This window comes from Anaerococcoides asporogena (assembly GCF_029590275.1).
Lineage (GTDB): Bacteria > Bacillota > Clostridia > Clostridiales > Clostridiaceae > JG1575.
Map to the genome: position 1 here is coordinate 2,518,456 of NZ_CP120965.1, position 19,556 is coordinate 2,538,011.

Below are 19,556 nucleotides of genomic sequence, written 5' to 3' on the forward strand. Positions count from 1 at the left end.
TGCTGGTCTGACGTTAGTTTGTAATGAGTCCCTTCAGAGAAGACCAGTTTCTCTGCTGCAAGGCGAATGAAAGGCCTTACCTCTTTCGTTACCGCTTTGAAATTGAAGGGATTGCCTTTGTAAGGTAAAATAGACTGGTATAATAATAAAGAAACCTTTTCATTGCCTCACTATAAAACAGGCTTCTGCCTTCAGGAGAATCGACCATGCTGCTTTCAGTCATCACGCCAGCTTACAACGAGCAGGAATCAATCCGAAAACTTCATCAACGACTCACCTCGATTCTGTCCCGGGACAGCTTCGAAACCGGTTATGAATATGAGCTGGTTTTTGTCAATGACGGAAGCCGCGACCGGACGCTGGAGGAGATCAAGCAGGTTGCGGCATCAGATCCCCGTGTCAGATACATCAGTTTTTCCCGCAATTTCGGCAAGGAAGCTGCCATGCTGGCTGGTTTGAGTTTTTGTTCCGGTGATTTTGGCATTATCATGGACAGCGATCTGCAGCATCCGCCGGAGATGATTCCGGCAATGATGGATCAGGGCCGGGCCGGTTTCGATCAGGTCATTGCAAAAAGAACTCGCAGCGGTGATAAGAAAGGCCGGACATTTCTGTCGAAACTTTACTACCGCCTGGTGAATCACCTGATTGATGTGAAATTGGAAGATGGCGTCGGCGACTTCCGACTGCTCTCCCGTAAAGCCATCGATGCGCTGGTGTCCATGCGCGAATACACCCGTTTCTCCAAAGGTCTGTTCGCCTGGATCGGTTTCCGCTCCACCGTGATTGAATATGAGAATGTTCAGCGGGAAGCCGGAGAAACGAAATGGAGCCTCAAAGCCCTGCTGCGCTACGCAGCGGATGGAATCATGAGTTTCAACGACAAGCCGCTTCGAGTCAGCTTCTACATCGGCGCCATCACCATGTTTTTGGGACTTTTATACATCCTTTACTCCCTGGTCCGGGTTCTGGTGGTAGGAATTGAAGAACCAGGCTATTTCACGATGATTTCAGCCATCCTGATCATGGGCGGCGTACAGCTTGTCTCCGTCGGAGTGCTGGGTGAATATATTGGAAAAATTTATTATGAAGTGAAAGGGCGCCCTCATTTTCTGGTTCAGGAATCCAATATTCCTGACCTTACAGAACGCAGCGAGGCGAACCATAAAGGAAACAACGCACCATGAAAGAACAAATGCAGCAACAGTTTAACAATTTGATCCGCTCTGTCAGGGATGGTTCCATTTGGAACCATTCCCTGCTTCGTTTTATCCTGATCGGAGTTTTCAACACCTTTCATTTCTGGCTCTGGTATAATCTCTTCCTCAAACTGAGCATCGCCTACCCCGTTGCCTTCACCCTGGGTTTTGTGCTCTCCATGATCGGCTCTTTTTTTCTTAATACCTATTTCACCTTCAAAACAAAGCCAACGCTCAAGAAGTTCATCCGATTCCCGCTTACTACACTGCCAAATTACCTGATCAGTCAAGCCGGACTCTGGCTCCTGGTAGAACAGCTTCACCTGGCCAAAAACATCTCCGGCCTGCTGGCTTCACTAGCCGCCATACCGGTAACCTATCTGGTCACCCGTCTGATTCTCACCAGGGAAGAAGGAACACCTGTTTCTTCAGCCTCCAAATATGACAGCCCTTATCAGCTTCAAGCCCGGAAATTAGGCGAGAAGATGCGCTGGCTGGATACCAAGGACCTGCTCATTCTGGCTGGCCTGATCCTGTTCTCTCTCCTGCTTCATCGCTACATTTTCAAATCAGGCTTCCTGTATGGTGATGATCATACCGACTCAACGGTTCAAATGATCTTTTTCCTGCCTTACCTTATTAAAGAAGTGCTGATCAAGGGACATTTCTGGGCCTGGACCTATGGCATGGGCGGTGATATCTTCTCTGAGTTCTCCTACTATTATACGACAGCACCGATTATCTGGTCCTTGCTGCCTTTGTTTAAAACATTGCCGGAGTCCTGGTATACCCTGGAAAATTCTCTCAACCTCAAGCTTTTTATTTCCATTTATAAGCAAGTCTGGATCATGGCCCTCATGTATGGACTCCTGCGCTACGAAAAACGCAGCAGGGGCTCGTCCTTCGCGGCAGCATTGGTTTATGGCGGCGGCATTTATTACATGTGGAACGCCAATTTCTTTGATTTCATGACGGATGCTTATCTCTGGGTTCCTCTCATGGTCCTGGGCTATCGGATTTGGGAAAGGAGACGAAACTTCTGGCCGCTGGTCATATCAGCTGCCCTGGCTGCAATCAATAATTATTACTTCGCCTACCATACTTATCTGTTTTTTATTCTCTTTGTATTGATCATGGCGAAGTCTCCAAATTACGGCCGCAGCCTTCGGGAGAAAGCTGCAAACTGGTTCCGGGAAGTCGGGGGCTATGCCTGGCAGGGCATCGCAGCGCTGCTGCTGTCCATGTTCGCGTTTCTTCCGGCAGCATTCGCTTTCCTGCGGATCGACCGATTCGATACGGTGAATCCCGTTTCCTTGTTCTATTCCCAGGATTTCTATATGAACATGCCGATCAACCTGTTCTTCAACAACTCAACCCTGGGGATCCCGATGCTCATAATCCTTGCCTTATTCATAAATTATCGCAGGACTTCAGAGCTCACCGACCGAAAAATTTTCCTTCTGCTGACCTTCCTGATCCTGTATATGCTTCCGTTTACCGGTTATTTCCTCAACGGGATGAATTACCACTCGGAACGATGGTTCTATCTGCTGCTCTTTGTATTCAGTTATGTCCTGGCCGATATCCTGGATGAAATGAAAAAGCCCCACCATTTCAATCTGTTCTGGCTCGGGCTCATCTTCATTGGTTCCTCGGTTCTGATCTATCTGCGCTGGGACGTTATCAAAGGATTTGATGACAAGGACAAATATGTGGCGGTCCTTCTCTTTAATCTGGCTGCGTTCCTGCTGATTGCCCTGCGTCAGCAGATCAGGCAAATCAAATGGCGCAAGGTTAGTGACGCGGTCGTTGTTCTGCTCATTTTCGGCATTATGGTTGGAAATAACCTGGCCTATGCCGGGGATCAGAATTTGAACCTGAATTCAGCCAAAATGGAAACCGAGAAAATGAAAAGCCCCGAGCTGATTGATATCATGAGTCGGGTTGTCCCGTCGGAAAATGAATTTTTCCGTACCGTTTTCCGGAATAACCGCATGGAAAATGCGACTACCTATTATGATTACTATGGTATATCGACATTTTCCTCTATGACCGATGGCAACATGCATGACTGGATCAAGCGGATCCTGAATATTCGCCATGATATTGTCTATCTTTCCTCGTTCAACAACCTGGATGATCGGCTCTACCTGGAAGGTCTCCTGGGCGTCAAATATCTCATCACGGAAAATGGCAGCTACGAGCCAGTCCCCTATTACAAAAAAGTCTACTCCAACCAGAAATACACCCTGTACGTAAACGAGTATACCGTCGGAATGGACTTATGGTTTGAGGAAGAACTTCCGGTCACCGAAGTCTATCAGATGATCAAACCCGACATGGATATGAACCTGATGCATTTCGCGATCACGGAAGGGAAACCAATCCTGCCTCAAGGCACCCCTGTCCGCTCGGAAGAAATTCCACTGACCGATTCCGTCATGACCTTTGACAAAGTCTATTTCAACGGTCAGCGCATTGAATTTGACGAAGGCGGCGCAGTTACTTTTACCATCCCTGAACCTTATGATACCTCTCAGCTGTACCTGCACAACTATCTTCGCCCCGAAGACCAGAAAGAATTTGACCAGACCGTCAACAAAAAAACCGTTTTTAAATCCTACGAATCCAATCCTTATGTTTACTACACCAATAATTGGACTTGGGCTCTGAACGGCAATGAACCATCCATCCGTTGGACCGCTGCCAAGAAATCTTATGAAATCAAGGATTTCTATCTGCACCGGGTTGATCTGAGTGATTATGAACAGCTCATCGAGCAGCGCAACAAGTACAACATGGAAAACCTGGTGGTATCGGGAAATCACATTACCGGAACCATTACCAACACAGAGAAAGGCATCCTGGTACTGAATATCCCCTACAACAAAGGCTGGACAGTAAAGGATAACGGCAAGCCTCTGCCGATTGAACGAATGAACGGGATTCTGTCCGGCATTGCACTGGAACCGGGAACCCATGAACTGATCTTCCAGTTCCGTTCCTATGGCTTTATCCCGGGCTTAATCATTACCCTGCTAACATTAATTGCCCTGGTTGGCTATGATGTCTGGCGCCGCCGGACTCATAAACTGATACTCCCGGTAAATCCGCAGGTGCTGTCTCCCATTGTCCCGCTGGAAGATTCTATTCTGGCTTCAGAATCCGGACAAGGAGTTAAAATTCAAAGAAGATCCCACCTCCGGCCTGAGCTGAAAGAACCCGAACCGTCCGTTCCTGTGACATCGCCCGATCTTTCGGGTGCCTGTCGGCCGGATGATCTGGAGTTTGATAACCGGTGCTATTCCCTTCCAGACGAGCTGAAGGAAATCAATGATCCTCCCGCTGATTAACCAGCGTAGAAATCAACAAGGAGAATTCCCAGGAATATTTCTTCCATGGAACGAAGATTCCTGAGAAGGTTCCTCCCTGAGAAGGTTCCTCCCTGAGAAGGTTCCTCCCTTAGAAAAAAACTTCCAGGGATACAATCGGCATGGACCGATATCACTCGAAAGAGAGTCGATAAAGAAACAAAGCGAGGTTGACCCCACCCAGGGGCTTCAACCTCGCTTTGTTCATATTGACGAATCAATCATCATTTTTTTCGCTTTTTGCCGTAAATTCGTTCCATCTGTTTTTGCTTGGCTTCTGATACCACTCGTTTCCGTTGGACCGGAACAGTTGCCGCTGCTGTTTTAACCGGTGCAAAATAAGTTTGGCTCGATCCGGAATCCAAAACCAGGACATTGTGGGGTTCTCTGCCTACTCGCCAGGCTGCATAAAAGTCGGTTACAGAACCAGCCAGGTTTAGAATCAGGGCCGACAGTCCGACCCAGAACCAGTCAACCGGCAGAATCAAAGTAAGAAGCGTGATCAGGAGTGTCAGGAAAAATGCCGGGGCCAGCAAGACAATGCGGTGATCCCGCTTAGAAAAATAAGCCCTGGAGCTGGCATATGCCGTAGTCCCCTGAAATCCGAGAGAAGCCTTGGCAGCAGAAAGACGCTCCATGGCCATGGCATGGATCTTTTCATGGATCAGAAGATAGAACGCCGCGATCAGCAGAATGGCTCCCAGCTTTGCCAGGATGTAAGGAATGGACGCTGGTTCAGCGTCTGAATCAAATAGCAGCGAAAACACGGAGAAAACCTGGTTCCCAATAAAAAATAAAGCTGCCATCAGGACAAGGGCGGCAGCATTGAGCTTCCATTTCAGACTTCGGTTCTTGGACAGATCAAGCTCTCCGGTTGATTCATACCGTTCAGGCAATTGCAGAGTTGTTCTCATCGATTGGTCTCCTCCTGGTTTAACTGGTTAATAATCGGGATCAGGTCCTGCGCTGCCGCAATCATAAAATCAGGCTTCGCCTGCCGCAGGATCTCAAGATTCAGTCTGGTGTACTCGACCCCGCAGGTCCAGGTTCCGGCCGAGCCCCCAGCCAGCAGATCGTACGGGGAATCTCCCACCATGATGGCCTGTCGCGGTTCAACGCCCAATAACTTCACTCCGTAAAGCACCGGTTCGGGATTCGGTTTGTGAAGTAAGGTAGCTTCCGGTGTCACCACCACTTCAAAATGACGCTTCAGTTCCAGCGCATTCAAGCTGCGCAGCGCGGCTTCACTCCGTTTGGAGGTTACAATCGCTAATGCCAACCCCATGTCCTGTAATTCGGTCAGCATTTCCCGGACTCCCGGAAAATGACGGATCATGTCGTCATGAACCATCTGATTATACTGTCGATAGGTTTCTACCAGTTCTTCCGCCTGGTCCGGGGCATATCGACGCATCGATTGAATAAGTGGTTCACCGAAAAAGGAATAGATTTCCTGATCGCTTACTCCTTGAATCGAGTGAGTGCGAAAGGTGTGCCGGAAGGATTCGAAGATCAGGCTATTCGTATCTGCGATGGTCCCATCCAGGTCAAACAGTACCGCTTTAATCATTGCTTTCTCCTGCTTAATGGTTGATTTTATCACTTTCTTATTATATCAGATAATTCTTCTCCTCCGGTGGAACTTTCGCCGCAGTTCCTCAGCCCGTGCCGAACAGGAAGAATCAGTTCAGGCCAACACCTCCTCGACCGCCAGCCTGCACCTTTCGAAAGTAAGCGGTTTATAGAACCCATCTTATTCTGATGTCCTCCGCGTGAGAGAATGATGACATCAAGTAAGTGGGAGGTGTTTTATCATCAGCAATTACCGGGGATTCAAGCCTGAATCTGATATATATCTGATTGTCGAACCTGTCGATTTTCGGAAATCCGTGGATGGATTAACCGCCATCATTCAACTGGAGCTCCAGCTTGACCCGATGGCATCCGGGTGCTTTATGTTCTGTAACAAGCAGCATAATAAAATCAAAATCATCGAGTGGGATTTTAACGGATTTTGGTTAGCGTATAAGCGTTTGGAATCGGGCAAGTTCAAATGGCCACAGTCCACCCTGCCAGTTATGAGCATCTCAAGAGAGCAATACGATTGGTTAATGAATGGCCTGAATATCAATCAAAGAGATGGATTTTCCGAGGTTTTAGCACGAAAAGTCATATAGAATCGAGCCTAGAAATGCTGTTTTTCAGCGTTCTCAGGGCTTTTTTTGTTGGCTCGATTCAAGTATAATATACTTATGGAAAAGCGCATGAACACTCAAAAAAACCAACTTAATAAGGCTAAACTTGAAGGGTTCAGCAAGGCAGAAATCATCACTCAGTGGGAAATCCTGCAACTGGAGAATGAAGAGCTCAAAGAGACCATCGAACAGATGCGAGCACTCCTGCGCTTGGGATCCAGTCAGAAGTTTGGCGCTTCCAGCGAACGGCTCAAGCAAGAACAAGCAGGCCAGATGAGCTTACTTAATGATGAACCATTTGGTATCTTCAACGAAGCCGAAGCAATCATCGAGGAAGAAGCTCAGGAGCTTGAGGAACCCAAGAAGGGCCATGCCCGTCGGATCAAGGGAGAAGTTGGTGGATCCAAGCGCTGTTTCGACCACCTGCCCGTAGTGGAAGTCATCGAAGAGCTGCCGGAAAAAGACAAGTTCTGCCCCTCCTGCCATGGTCAGCTGAAGCAGATGACCAGCTCTGAGCGAATAGAAATCGAAGTTATTCCGGCCCAGATCATCAAAAAGAAATATATCACCTATTCCTATGTCTGTCCCCCGTGCAGTCAGGAGGGAGTTCTCAATCCCATCGTTCAAGCGCCCAAGCGGCTGCCGGTCATTCCCGGGAGCTATGTTTCCGCATCCCTTATGGCCTATGTCATGGCCAAGAAATACTGGGAGCGAACAACGATCTATCAGCTGGAGACCATGCTGCTCAACACGGGGATCCAAATTTCCAGAGCGAACTTGTCTCGATGGATCATAACCGGAGCAGAACTCTACCTGCGGGGCGTCTATGATCTGCTGCACCAGGAGTTGGTCCAAAGCGACATACTTCACGCGGACGAAACCAAAGTCCAGGTGTTGAAGGAGAAAGGCCGCCGCCCTCAGCAGACGTCCTATATGTGGCATTATCCCAGTGGACATCTGGAATCCAAACAGATTCGGCTCTATGAATATCAGCCGGGCCGAGCAGCGGAATATCCCCTGACCTTCCTTGAAGGGTTCAGCGGTTATCTCCACAGTGATGGATACCAGGCATACCACCAGATCCCTGGGGTGACCAATGTCGGCTGTCATGCCCACGCACGGCGGATGTTTGTGGATACCATAAAAAGCCTGGGGCCTTCCGCGAAGAACCTGCATAGCAAGACCTTGGAAGGATTCATGTTCTTTGAGGAGCTTTCCGAACTGGAGCGAAAGTTCAAGAATATGACCCCTGAAGAACGATATGAAGCACGCCTGAAGCAGAGTAAACCGAAGCTTGAGGCGCTGAAGGCATGGCTTAATAAGACTCAGGGAGAAGTAACGCCTAGGTCTGCCCTTGGCAGGGCAATCGCCTATAGCCTTAATCAGTGGAAGTACCTGATGGCCTACCTGGAAGACGGCAGACTGGAAATGACGAACAATCGAGCCGAACGCGGGATCAAGAAGTTTGTGATGGGGCGTAAAGTCTGGCTGTTCAGTGACAGCGTGGCTGGCGCTGAAGCCAGTGAAGTCATCTACAGCATTGTCGAAACTGCATTGGCCAATGACCTGCATCCCTATGAGTATCTGAAATACCTGATCGATGAACTGAGTCAGAACAAACAGACCCCCGAAAAGCTGGCTGAAGTCCTCCCTTGGTCTGATAAGATCCCGGATCATGTCAAAGTAGTATATCGTCAAGAGAATTCAAAGCACCTGAACAATTAAAAGTTCAGGTGCTTTGTGCTGTATACTCACACTTATGGTAATCATCTTCTCGCGCGTGGGTGGAAGTTAAAAGATGTCTTCTACAATGCGCTTACTTTCGAAATTAGTTTTGCAACACTTAAGTATCTGGCTGGTATCGGTCGAACCTTTGGGGTGAACTGCCAATGAAAACAGGCCGAATCATGATCGATCCGGCCTTCAGCAACGTGATATTAAGCTATTTGGTATTTAGAGGAAGTACTGCTTGGAGTCAATCTCCTGCTGAAGTTTATTCGACAGATCTTCCAGAGACAGTTCGTACTGGAAGTTTTTCCCCTGCTCATCCGTAATGAAATGACGAACCGTGAAGATATTCTCCTCGATTTCCTTATCGCCGATAACCAGCATATAAGGAACCTTTTCCATCTGCGCAGCCCGGATCTTATAGCCGACTTTTTCATTGCGGGAATCCAGGTTTACCCGGAATCCTTTCTCACGAAGCTGAGCGGCAACGCCGGCGGCAAATTCCTGATGCCGTTCTGTGACCGGGATCAGACGAACCTGCTCGGGAGCGATCCAAAGCGGGAATTTTCCAGCGAACTGCTCAATCAGAATGCCCATGAACCGTTCCATGGATCCGAGTACGGTCCGATGAACCATAACCGGACGAACCCGGTTGCTGTTGTCGTCTACATAGTACATGTCGAAGCGTTCCGGCATCTGGAAGTCCAGCTGAATGGTTCCACACTGCCAGGTCCGGCCAATGGCATCGGCCAGATGGAAGTCGATTTTCGGGCCGTAGAATGCGCCGTCGCCTTCATTGAGCTGATACTTTGCACCCAGTTCTTCCAGCGCTTCGCGCAGCTGGTCGGTAGCCAGGTTCCACTGTTCTTCCGTTCCCATGGAGTTTTCCGGACGAGTGGACAGCTCCATATGGTATTCGAAGCCAAAGGTTTTGTAGATGCGGTCACACAGCTCAATGACACCCTTAATCTCATTTTTGATCATGGCCGGAGTCATGAAGAGATGGGCATCATCCTGAGTGAACGCCCGAACCCGCATGAGTCCATGCAGTGCTCCGGAGAGCTCGTGACGATGAACCAGTCCCAGTTCTGCCCAGCGCATCGGGAAATCGCGGTAGCTGTACATCCCATTCTTGTAGATCAGAATAGATCCGGGGCAGTTCATCGGCTTAATGGCATAATCCGCCTCGTCAATCTCGGTAAAGTACATATTTTCCTTATAATGATCCCAGTGTCCGCTCTGATGCCAGAGGGCTTCATTCAGGATCATCGGAGTCTTGATCTCGCCATATCCTGCTTTAATGTGCTCCTGGCGCCAGTACTCTTCCAATTTATTGCGGATGATCATGCCTTTTTCATGGAAGAACGGGAAACCAGGTCCTTCTTCCTGAATCGAGAAGAGGTTCATCTCTCGGCCGATCTTCCGGTGATCCCGGCGCTTGGCTTCTTCCAGCCGATGGAGATACGCTTCCAGATCCTTGGCCTTTTCAAAGGTTGTGCCATAAATCCGCTGCAGCATTTTATTCTTTTCATCACCGCGCCAGTAAGCTCCGGCAATGGACATGAGCTTGACCGCCTTGACCTTGGAGATATCCTTCAGATGAGGACCTCTGCAAAGGTCGATGAATTCACCCAGGGTATAGAAGCTGATGACAGAATCCTCTGGCAGATTCCGAATCAGGTCGACTTTATACACTTCTCCCATGGGCTCAAAGTGTGTGATCGCTTCTTCCCGCTGCATTTCAGTCCGTACCAGTTCATGGCCTTCCTTGACGATCTTCTTCATCTCATTTTCAATGGCTTCCAGATCTTCCGGAGTAAACCGATGCTCTGTATCGAAGTCATAATAGAATCCGTCGTCAATGGCAGGTCCAATGGCAAACTTAACATCCGGATAAAGCCTCTGAACGGCCAAGGCCATGATGTGGGCACTGGTGTGCCAGAATATCGCCTTTCCTTCCTTATCTTCGAAATCCACAAAGCGAACTTCGCTGTCCTCATTCACTCGTTCCTGCAACCCTCTGGTCTGCCCGTTTACCACTGCGCCCAGGGTATTTCTGGCCAGACCCTCCGAGATGCTGCGCGCTACGTCAAATAGCATTACGCCATCTTCATATTCACGAATTGATCCATCAGGTAAAGTAATCTTGATCATTGGTAACTCCTCCTCAAACTGATTTTTTGATAAAAAAAATGATCCACCCACCATAGGGCGATCATACTCGCGGTTCCACCTAAATTTGAACTCAGATGATTGTAACGCACGTTCCTGCGCCGGCATTGAATTGCCGGAGACTCCGGGACTGGTTTTCCACTCGGGCTTCATAAGATGCTCCCACCTGCCATCTCTCTCTAGGAATCTGCCATGAATGTACTCTTTCCCATCTAGGTCTTATATTATTCTACTATGTTGGAATGATTCTTGCAATAGTCGCAAAAATAATTAATTGTTAAGCCTGATATCCAAATAGTCGCGCAGGCGCAAAGATCAGATCGACTAAATCCCGAGTGACCTGACTAGGTAACAAGATACCGGTAATACGCCTTCTGCTCATCATCGGAAAGATGTTCAAACCCAAGTTTTGTCAGGATATGCCTGCTCCGCTCATTTCTGAGTACAACATCGGCATAGATGGTCCGAAGATCCAGAGCGTGTTTGGCGTAGTCCAGCAGTAAACGTTGAGCCTCCGACCCACACCCCATTCCCTTGTATGAATCATTCGCTATCAGAATACTCAGCGTCCCGCATTTTTTCGCCTTGTCAATCTGCTTCAGCTGAATTTCTCCAATACATTTCCCGGCTGCACAGATCCCAAAGTAAACTCGATCAGATCTCAACACTTTTACCTGATAATATCGGTTGATTATGTCTCTGTCGTAATGAAAGTCATCCTCAGTCATTGCCGGGTCTGGGATATATTGTTCAAAGACCTCATGACAACGATCAAATGTATATGGTTCCAGTGAAATTTTTTCCCCTTGAATGATCACAATATTACTCTCAACTTTCTTTCAATGGACAAACCCCGTTCCAAAAACACTCAGTGACGCGGATCAAATCTCGAAAACTATTGATGTCAGCCTGATTTCTCCGCAGTTTCATCTCCCTGGAAAAATGTCAGAGGTTATACATTCTGTTGGATTCAGCTGTGGCTCTTCGATACAAAACGTCTCGTGTCCTTCAAACTTACAATGATTTTTCTCTCAATAATCATTGTACTCTTCTGATGCAACACTGAGAGGAACTTTCATGGATGCTTAAGTTCTAAAATCAGCATAACCTTAATCAGGTTCTTCTGTAAAGCAGGATCCCCTGGAAAGTTTCGCCTTAACGCCACTGCCTTGAAAGGCACTGTTTTGAACAAGCTAGTCATACAGCCAGGCTTTGCCCCGCCGTGTATAGGATAAACAAAGCCATTGAACAGCATGAACTGGGAAAAGTCATGCCATGGAACAGCACTCCTCATCATCTGATTTTCATTTCAAGAGATAGGAAAGGGACCGCGGCAATAACCGTGATCCCTTTTTTAGACTTTTTTCGAACAGGCGGATCGCTCGATCCTCAGATGCCTTATTTCTTCTTATTCAGGGCGTGGATCATCATGCCATCAATTCCTAAGACTGCCTCATAGAAAGCCTCAGGAAGCGTCGGATGAGCGTGCATGACGGCCTTGATGTCTTCCACTGTCATCCCCTTATTGATGGCCAGGATGCCTTCATGGATCATATCAGAAGCGTGCGGGCCAAAGATATGGACACCCAGAAGTTTGTTATTCATGTCCGTAATGATTTTAACCAGACCGTCCGTTTCACCGAGCGCGAGGGCTTTCCCGTTGGCAGCCATCATAAACTTATTTGTTTTATACTCGATGCCTTCTGCCTTAAGTTCTTCCTCGGAAGCTCCGATGGTGGCGATTTCAGGCAAGGTAAAAATACAGTTTGGTACCGGAACATGTTCCACCGGCTTGCCTTCCATAATGTACTCCGCGACCGCAACACCCTGGTGTTCGGCAGCGTGAGCCAGCAAGGCAATGCCATTGATGTCGCCGATGGCATAAATGCCTTGGGCGGTAGTCATCAGGTTATGGTCAACCTTGATGGAGCCCTTTACCAGTTCAACGCCGGCTTCTTCGAATCCAAGCCCCTTCGAAACCGGTTCCCGGCCCAGAGCGACCAGGACATGCTGTGCTTCCACTTCATAGTCCTTGCCATTCTTATCAAAGTAAACTTTAAAGCCCTGTTCCGTCTTTTCGATTTTTTTCGGGGTGGTCTTTTCATTGACCTCAATGCCCTGCTTTTTGTAGAGGGGCTTGACCCGCTTGACGATCTCGGTATCCACCATACGGAGGATCTGAGATCTTACAGCCTGGGTGACTTTCGTACCCAGTGTCGCATAAATTGAGGCGAACTCCATCGCCACAACCGATCCGCCAAGAACGATCATGGATTCAGGAATTTCCTTCATTGCCAGCAATTTGTCCGAATCCAGCAGTCCAGGCAGGTCTGCGCCTTCAATGGGCGGAGTCGAGGGAACGGTACCAGTGGCAATAATAATATTGTCAAACTGTTCTTCTCCTTCACTCCAGTGAACTTTCATTCCCTCACCCAGTCTGGCCTGATCCAGGATCACCCGGACACCATTTGCCTTGACCACATGTTCCACGCCGGAAACAAGAGTTTCCACGACATTGGCCTTGCGTTCGAAGATCTTGTCGCCATTGGGCTTCGGGGTTCCTTCTACTTCAATTCCGTATTCCATCGCGTGCAATGTATCATGAAAAACCTCGGCGCTGCGATGCAGCGCCTTGGTTGGGATACAGCCGCGATTCAAGCAGGTCCCGCCAATGCGGTCTTTCTCGAACAGGGTGACATCAGCCCCCAGCTGAGCAAACCGAATGGCACAGACGTATCCGCCGGGACCGGCTCCGATGATCGCGATCTTTTTACCCATTTATTTACCTTCAGTGTCCGGCGCACAGGCGACCGGCTTTGTTGCATAATCCTCTCCGAGCTCCTTCTTAAGATCCGGTGTCCATTTCAGGATCGGATTCTTAACAGCGGCAACTTCATCGATCCGGCGAACCGGGGTGTTGTGAGGAGCCGTCTTAAAGATCTGCGGGTTGGTTCTGGCTTCTTCGGCAATCAGCTTCATGGCGCCGATAAAGTGATCCATGGTTTCCCTGGATTCTGTTTCAGTCGGTTCAACCATCAGAGCCTGATCGACGATGAGCGGGAAGTAGATCGTCGGTGGATGGAATCCATAGTCGATCAGACGTTTTGCAACTTCGAGCGTTGAGACACCGGTGGACTTGTCCTTGAGTCCGGCGAATACAACTTCGTGCATGGTCGGGTTCTCATTAATGATCTTGTAGTCGTCCTTCAGGGAGAACTTGATGTAGTTGGCATTAAGAACCGCATCTTCGGATGCTTTCCTGAGGCCATCTCTGCCCATGGACAAGATGTAGACGTAAGCTCTCAGCAGCACACCAAAGTTTCCGAAGAAGCCCTTGATTTTGCCGATCGATTCAGGACGGTCATAATCCCAGCCGTACTTATCTTCCGCCTCATTGTAGGTGACCATTGGCACTGGCAGGTAGGGAGCGAGCTCCTTCTTGCAGGCAACCGGACCAGCTCCGGGGCCGCCGCCGCCGTGAGGCGTTGACATGGTCTTGTGGAGATTCATGTGGAGAACGTCGAAGCCCATATCGCCAGGACGTACTTTACCCATGATGGCATTGAGGTTGGCTCCATCATAGTAAATCAGTCCGCCGCAGTCGTGGATGATCTTAGCGATTTCCATGATGTTGGATTCAAAAACTCCCAGGGTGGAGGGGTTTGTCAGCATCAGACCGGCCACTTCATCATTGGCTACTGCTCTGAGTGCATCCAGATCCACATCGCCTTCCTTGGTGGAAGGAACTTCAACAACATCGAACCCTACCACGGATACGGAAGCCGGGTTGGTTCCGTGAGCCGCATCGGGAACAATGATCTTGGTCCGCTTGGTATCGCCGCGTCTCTTATGGTATTCCTTGATCAGCATCAGACCGGTCATTTCACCGTGCGCACCGGCAGCCGGCTGTAGGGTCACTGCATCCATTCCGACGATTTCACAAAGTGCTTTGCTCAGTTTGTACTGAACTTCCAGTGCTCCCTGTACCGTTGACTCATCCTGATAGGGATGAAGTCTGGCAAATCCGGGAAGTCCTGCCATGTCTTCGTTAATCTTAGGGTTGTACTTCATGGTGCAGGAGCCTAACGGATAGAATCCGGCGTCCACGGAGTAATTCAGCTTGGACAGAAGCGTATAGTGGCGCATTACATCCAGCTGAGTGACCTGGGGCAGGTTCAGCTCTGTTTTCCGCTGCAGATTGGCCGGAATCATATCATCCAGTGCCAGTTCTTCCACATCCAGCTTCGGAAGTGTGGTCGCGCGTCTGCCTTCCTGAGAGAGGTCAAATATTGTTTTTCCGTATTTATCAAACATCTAGATCACCTCCAAAGCTGCTACGAGCTTATCCATCTCTTCTTTGGACCGGTTCTCCGTCACACAGAAGAGAACAGCTCCCGGCAGGCCGCAGGAATCCAGACTCAGGGGGCCCAGCATGCCTTGCTTTAAGAGTTCTTCATTCATTTTACCAGCGTCAAGATCCGTTTCCATGACAAATTCCTTGAAATACGGAGCATTGAATTTCATTTTGAACTTTCCGGTGGCTTCCAGCTTTTTCGCCAGATAGTGTGCCTTCTGAGCAGACTGAATGGCAGCTTCCTTCATGCCCTCTGGTCCCATGCTGGCCAGATACACAGCGGCAGCAATGGAGTTGAGAGTCTGGTCGGAGCAAATATTGGAAGTGGCTTTTTCTCTTCTGATGTGCTGTTCTCTGGCCTGCAGAGTCAGCACATATGCGGGATTGCCATCCACGTCGATGGAACGTCCGATAATACGGCCGGGAGCTTTACGCACCAGCTTTTCTGTTATGTTCATGAAACCAAGGACCGGTCCGCCGTAATTCAGGTTCTGGCCCAGGGACTGGCCTTCTCCAACAACGATATCGGCTCCGATTTCACCTGGAGTCTTCAATAAGCCCATTGCCAGCGGGTCAATCTGCATGATGAACAGTGACTTGTTGGCGTGAACTTTTTCCACGATTTCGCTGAAATCCTCAACAATTCCATAGAAGTTTGGATAGCCTACCACCAATCCGGCGATTTCCTTATCCAGAAGATCTGCCAGTTTCGCGGTATCCGTCTGTCCGTCTTCAGTCAGTGGAACGTAGGCGATTTCGACATCACGGGATCTCAGGTAGGATTCCAGCACCTGACGGGTTTCCGGGTTAACACCTTCCGAAACAAGGATCTTGTTCCGGCGCTGTGATCCCGTAGCCAGCATGGCTGCCTCTGCCGCAGCGGTCGGGCCGTCGTACATGGAAACATTGGATACATCCATGCCCGTGAGCATGCACATCATGGACTGATATTCCCAGACACCCTGAAGGGTACCCTGGGCAATTTCCGGCTGATAAGGCGTGTACGCCGTGTAGAATTCAGAACGGGAAATGATGTGTTTCACGGTTGATGGGATGTAATGATCGTAAGAACCTGCTCCAAGGAAACAGGTCAGGTCGTCGATGGACTTGTTCTTATTAGCCATAGCACCGACTTTGCGTCTTACGTCGATCTCGGTCATTGCCGGGTCAAGCTTCAGGTCTTCCTGAAGCTTGACGTTTGCCGGCACTGCCTTAAAGAGCGCATCTACTGAGGATACGCCGATTCGATCGAGCATAATCTCCAGGTCTTTGTCGGTACCCGGAAGATATGGATGCTTCAAATCTTATTCCTCCTCGTCGAGCAGCTTCTGATAGTCTTCAGCGGACAGCAGTTCTTCGAGTTCTGCCTTATCGCTCATTTCTACGGCAACAAACCAGTTGCCCCATGGATCTTCATTGAATTTTTCCGGAGCGTCAACAACTTCTTCATTCACTTCAACGATCTTGCCGGATACTGGCATGTTGACATCGGTAGCAGCCTTAACGGATTCTACAACGCCGTAAGCATCGCCTTTAGCGAATTCAGCGTCAACTTCCGGAGCTTCCGCGTAAACAATGGATCCGAGGTGATGCTGTGCATAGTTGGTCAGACCAACATAAGCCTTATCTCCCTCTACTCTTACCCAGTCATGATCCTTCGTGTAATAAAGATTTTCTTTTACGTTTTCCATAATTCAAGTTCTCCTTTTATTTATGTTTTTATAAATTTGATTCTATCTCATCATCAGATGCCTTGTAAACCTAGAAAAATGTTAAGATTTATTTATCTTTTTTGAGGAATTTTCTGGAGATAACGGTGGCCGGCATTCTCTTGTTGCGGACTGCGATGTCAAAGGTGTTGCCCATTTCGGACTCTTCGATATCAACCAGTGCCATTCCAATGGCTTTTCCCAGGGACGGAGAAATGTATCCGGTAGTGACTACACCAATTTTCTTATCGCCCTTGTAAACATCGTAACCATGACGCGGGCTGCCCTTTGCCATTTCAAATCCGACAATCTTTCTCTTGAGTCCTTCAGCTTTCTGCTTTTTCAAAGCTTCCTTGCCGATGAAGTCTCCTTCCTTATCCAGCTTGACGAAGTATCCGTAGCCGGCTTCCAGAGGTGAGATCGTCTCATCGTATTCCTGACCGTACAAGGGAAGGTTGGCTTCGAAGCGCAGTGTATCTCTGGCGCCTAAACCGATGGGCTGAACCCCTGCATCAGCGATCATTTCAAAGAGCTTGGCAACTTCGTCTTTGTGGCAGTAGATTTCAAAGCCATCTTCGCCGGTGTAGCCGGTTCTGGAAACGAGGCAGTTGATTCCGCCAATATTGACATCTTTCTTGTTATGGAAGAAGGCAATCTGGGATAAATCCGTATCGGTTAATTTTTGGACATATTCCTCAGCTTTTGGTCCCTGAACAGCAACCTGTCCGGTTTCCGGAGAGACATTTTCAATGACAACGTCATAGCCATCAAGGTGTTCCTTGAACCAGACATAGTCTTTATCCGTATTGCCGGCATTGATAACCAGAAGGAAATCTTCCGGTCCAAACCGATAGACGATCAGGTCATCCACAACCCCGCCGTCAGGATAGCATAAAACGTTGTACTGGCACTGTCCGTCAACCAGCTTCGTTACGTCATTCGTAACAAGGTGGTCAATATAAGCCAGCGCATCCTTACCTTTCACGGTAACCTCTCCCATGTGGGAAACATCGAAGATGCCTGCATCTGTGCGCACTTTGTTGTGCTCAGGCACCAGGCCGATGTACTCCACGGGCATTTCCCATCCTGCGTAAGCTACGTTTTTGCCACCGTACTTTGCGTAGGACTCGTAGACTGGCGTTCTTTTTACGTCTTCCATTTTAACCTCCATTGATGAATAAATAATCGGGTTTTTACAAGCCTCATTTCAATTATATTGAAGAGTGGTCTGTTTGCCAATTTTCAATAGGTTTGACACAATTTAATATAAAATGCTTGTCACACATTATACAATCGCCTGAATTGGCTGTTCATGCCATTTACGAACGTTTCCAGGATAATATTTAAATGAATTGTTAACGGTATTTAAAATACAGTAGCCAAAATTTAATAATTGATGAACTGCCTCAGGGGGCGAAAACCCGCGATAAACAAGACTTTGTCAATCAGAAATTTAATTGTTTATTATATAACATATTAATAGACAGTGCATAAAAATGAATAAAACCCAACCTTCTCATGGTTCCATTCTCTTTTGCTTACAGAAAGACCCTGATTCGTGGTAAAATCGTACCTGTAACGATTTCATGCATTCCAACCGGCCGGTTCAGCAACTCATTCACCCTTTTTGTGCATTCCGTCCTGTTCAAAGCGCAAATCGCAAGCAATCTATAATTGATGAACGATGGAGAAAATCTATGAAACACCTTTATTCCTGGACTCTGATTCTCCTGCTGCTGCTTAGTCTGCCCGGATGTAATTTAAATACCGCTCCCTCAACCGCTACGGAGCAGTCGAACCCCTCCATTGCTTCCGGCAGCACCGGGACGAGGGGAACCTCTCCGAAAACCGCTCAGACAAAGACCACAACCCCTGTGGTCATAACCAGCGGCATCCTCAGTGATCCGGCACACTACTGCAAGGAAAATCCCAAAAGTCATCCCCTGGTCCCTGTTCCCCGTGATTTGACTACCCTCACTGACAATACGATTAAGGCCAATGAATCGTTTCGGCCCGTCTTTCAGAAATACCTGCAGGAGAACTATCCGGAGTACACCTTCCGGGTAGCGGACATTCTGGATTATCAGAAAGAAGGCAAAACCTTCAAACAGGCCAAAGCCTATTCAAAGGAGAGCATCGATACGGTTTTCTCACTGTATTATGACGGAATCAAAGTGTTCGACTCCTTCCATCGCGATGTTATCGAGCGCCACAGTACGATGAACCGCTGGCGCTATGAATTTCAAGCCCTTCTCGATCAACACTCCACTCAGCAGGTCCCGCTTAAGCAAATGAATCTGGATGTCTCCTACGAACAATATCCGGATAATATTCCGAAAACGAAACTGGATCAACCCTTTGAGCCCAACTCTTCGATCTTTCTCAAAAGCCTTGATCTCTATATCTTCAAAGATCAGCCCGCCAGCTTTCCGATTGGTCAGGAAGCAGCCCGTCTGTTAAATGATACCTGTGCCCTGGGGTATCAGTTTCAGGATATTTATCTTTACTTCGAACAGCCTGCAGGCGGCTTTGTCAAATACCAGATTCCCCCACGTCTGATCAACACTCTGTCACTGGCAGCGGAAATCGATAAAGCCCTGACCGCCCCCGGAAAGGACAACCTGATCCAGATCGCGCCCCCTCGAACTCACAATTAATTTCCTCTTTGATTATTCAGAAGCGATTTCAAAATATGCAAGGCTGAATTCCTCCACTCCGAATATATTCTTGCGAAATAAGTCGCTTCAGTGAAACGAATGCTATCCTCCCCAGTACTTCTCGCGTGGCATAATCGGCCAAACGAGTTAAACCGATCAAGCCCAAGAAAG

The 19,556-nt window shown here is 48.4% G+C and carries 14 protein-coding genes; 5 read left to right on the top strand and 9 right to left on the bottom strand.

The genetic code is table 11. The features are described 5' to 3' along the window. Positions 1-206: 206 nt before the first annotated feature. Positions 207-1,187: a glycosyltransferase family 2 protein gene (locus P6M73_RS11610; RefSeq protein ID WP_277853214.1), complete on the top strand. Its 981-nt coding sequence runs from the start codon at positions 207-209 to the stop codon at positions 1,185-1,187. Then, positions 1,184-4,552, top strand: coding sequence for a GtrA family protein (locus P6M73_RS11615; protein WP_277853215.1), 3,369 nt, complete (start codon positions 1,184-1,186; stop codon positions 4,550-4,552). The genes P6M73_RS11610 and P6M73_RS11615 overlap by 4 nt, the downstream gene beginning before the upstream one ends. A 242-nt stretch (positions 4,553-4,794) precedes the next feature. Here the strand turns inward: P6M73_RS11615 and P6M73_RS11620 are convergent, their stop codons facing one another. Next, a complete protein-coding gene (locus P6M73_RS11620) occupies positions 4,795-5,484 on the bottom strand; it encodes a DUF3267 domain-containing protein (RefSeq protein ID WP_277853216.1) in 690 nt (229 codons plus the stop codon). Continuing rightward, positions 5,481-6,140 carry a pyrophosphatase PpaX gene (ppaX, locus tag P6M73_RS11625; RefSeq protein WP_277853217.1) on the bottom strand — a complete coding sequence of 220 codons (660 nt, stop codon included), beginning with the start codon at positions 6,138-6,140 and terminating at the stop codon, positions 5,481-5,483. The genes P6M73_RS11620 and ppaX overlap by 4 nt, the downstream gene beginning before the upstream one ends. 289 nt (positions 6,141-6,429) lie before the next feature. Here ppaX and tnpB point away from each other — a divergent pair, with 289 nt between their 5' ends. Both tnpB and tnpC read left to right on the top strand, forming a co-directional pair. Continuing rightward, positions 6,430-6,747, top strand: a complete 318-nt coding sequence (gene tnpB, locus P6M73_RS17020) for an IS66 family insertion sequence element accessory protein TnpB (protein WP_489666503.1) — start codon at positions 6,430-6,432, stop codon at positions 6,745-6,747. An 87-nt stretch (positions 6,748-6,834) separates the two neighbouring features. Then, positions 6,835-8,490 carry an IS66 family transposase gene (gene tnpC / locus P6M73_RS11630; RefSeq protein ID WP_277853218.1) on the top strand — a complete coding sequence of 552 codons (1,656 nt, stop codon included), beginning with the start codon at positions 6,835-6,837 and terminating at the stop codon, positions 8,488-8,490. Between the two features lie 228 nt (positions 8,491-8,718). On the opposite strand, the gene thrS is transcribed toward tnpC, so the two are convergent. The 7 genes from thrS to gcvT form a co-directional block, all read right to left on the bottom strand. Beyond that, positions 8,719-10,647 (bottom strand): threonine--tRNA ligase, encoded by a 1,929-nt coding sequence (gene thrS / locus P6M73_RS11635; RefSeq protein WP_277853219.1) that lies wholly within the window; start codon positions 10,645-10,647, stop codon positions 8,719-8,721. A gap of 362 nt (positions 10,648-11,009) precedes the next feature. Next, entirely contained in the window at positions 11,010-11,483 is a 474-nt protein-coding gene (locus tag P6M73_RS11640; RefSeq protein ID WP_277853220.1) for a GNAT family N-acetyltransferase, read from the bottom strand. A gap of 580 nt (positions 11,484-12,063) precedes the next feature. Next, positions 12,064-13,443 carry a dihydrolipoyl dehydrogenase gene (gene lpdA, locus P6M73_RS11645; protein ID WP_277853221.1) on the bottom strand — a complete coding sequence of 460 codons (1,380 nt, stop codon included), beginning with the start codon at positions 13,441-13,443 and terminating at the stop codon, positions 12,064-12,066. Beyond that, entirely contained in the window at positions 13,444-14,979 is a 1,536-nt protein-coding gene (gcvPB, locus tag P6M73_RS11650) for an aminomethyl-transferring glycine dehydrogenase subunit GcvPB (protein WP_277853222.1), read from the bottom strand. It abuts the gene before it with no gap. Further along, positions 14,980-16,320 (bottom strand): aminomethyl-transferring glycine dehydrogenase subunit GcvPA, encoded by a 1,341-nt coding sequence (gcvPA, locus tag P6M73_RS11655; RefSeq protein ID WP_277853223.1) that lies wholly within the window; start codon positions 16,318-16,320, stop codon positions 14,980-14,982. A gap of 3 nt (positions 16,321-16,323) precedes the next feature. After that, positions 16,324-16,710: a glycine cleavage system protein GcvH gene (gene gcvH, locus P6M73_RS11660; RefSeq protein ID WP_277853224.1), complete on the bottom strand. Its 387-nt coding sequence runs from the start codon at positions 16,708-16,710 to the stop codon at positions 16,324-16,326. Between the two features lie 88 nt (positions 16,711-16,798). After that, the gene (gcvT, locus tag P6M73_RS11665) at positions 16,799-17,887 is read right to left on the bottom strand and encodes a glycine cleavage system aminomethyltransferase GcvT (RefSeq protein ID WP_277853225.1); all 1,089 of its coding nucleotides are present in this window, start codon (positions 17,885-17,887) and stop codon (positions 16,799-16,801) included. A 538-nt stretch (positions 17,888-18,425) separates the two neighbouring features. Here gcvT and P6M73_RS11670 point away from each other — a divergent pair. Further along, a complete protein-coding gene (locus P6M73_RS11670) occupies positions 18,426-19,385 on the top strand; it encodes a hypothetical protein (RefSeq protein ID WP_277853226.1) in 960 nt (319 codons plus the stop codon). The last annotated feature ends 171 nt before the right edge of the window (positions 19,386-19,556 follow it).

What these genes read in the sequence shown, in the direction of transcription:
- P6M73_RS11610 (WP_277853214.1), top strand. Translation starts at nt 207, where the DNA reads ATGCTGCTTTCAGTCATCACGCCAGCTTACAACGAGCAGGAATCAATC.
- P6M73_RS11615 (WP_277853215.1), top strand. Translation starts at nt 1,184, where the DNA reads ATGAAAGAACAAATGCAGCAACAGTTTAACAATTTGATCCGCTCTGTC.
- P6M73_RS11620 (WP_277853216.1), bottom strand. Translation starts at nt 5,484, where the DNA reads ATGAGAACAACTCTGCAATTGCCTGAACGGTATGAATCAACCGGAGAG.
- ppaX (WP_277853217.1), bottom strand. Translation starts at nt 6,140, where the DNA reads ATGATTAAAGCGGTACTGTTTGACCTGGATGGGACCATCGCAGATACG.
- tnpC (WP_277853218.1), top strand. Translation starts at nt 6,835, where the DNA reads ATGAACACTCAAAAAAACCAACTTAATAAGGCTAAACTTGAAGGGTTC.
- thrS (WP_277853219.1), bottom strand. Translation starts at nt 10,647, where the DNA reads ATGATCAAGATTACTTTACCTGATGGATCAATTCGTGAATATGAAGAT.
- lpdA (WP_277853221.1), bottom strand. Translation starts at nt 13,443, where the DNA reads ATGGGTAAAAAGATCGCGATCATCGGAGCCGGTCCCGGCGGATACGTC.
- gcvPB (WP_277853222.1), bottom strand. Translation starts at nt 14,979, where the DNA reads ATGTTTGATAAATACGGAAAAACAATATTTGACCTCTCTCAGGAAGGC.
- gcvH (WP_277853224.1), bottom strand. Translation starts at nt 16,710, where the DNA reads ATGGAAAACGTAAAAGAAAATCTTTATTACACGAAGGATCATGACTGG.
- gcvT (WP_277853225.1), bottom strand. Translation starts at nt 17,887, where the DNA reads ATGGAAGACGTAAAAAGAACGCCAGTCTACGAGTCCTACGCAAAGTAC.
- P6M73_RS11670 (WP_277853226.1), top strand. Translation starts at nt 18,426, where the DNA reads ATGAAACACCTTTATTCCTGGACTCTGATTCTCCTGCTGCTGCTTAGT.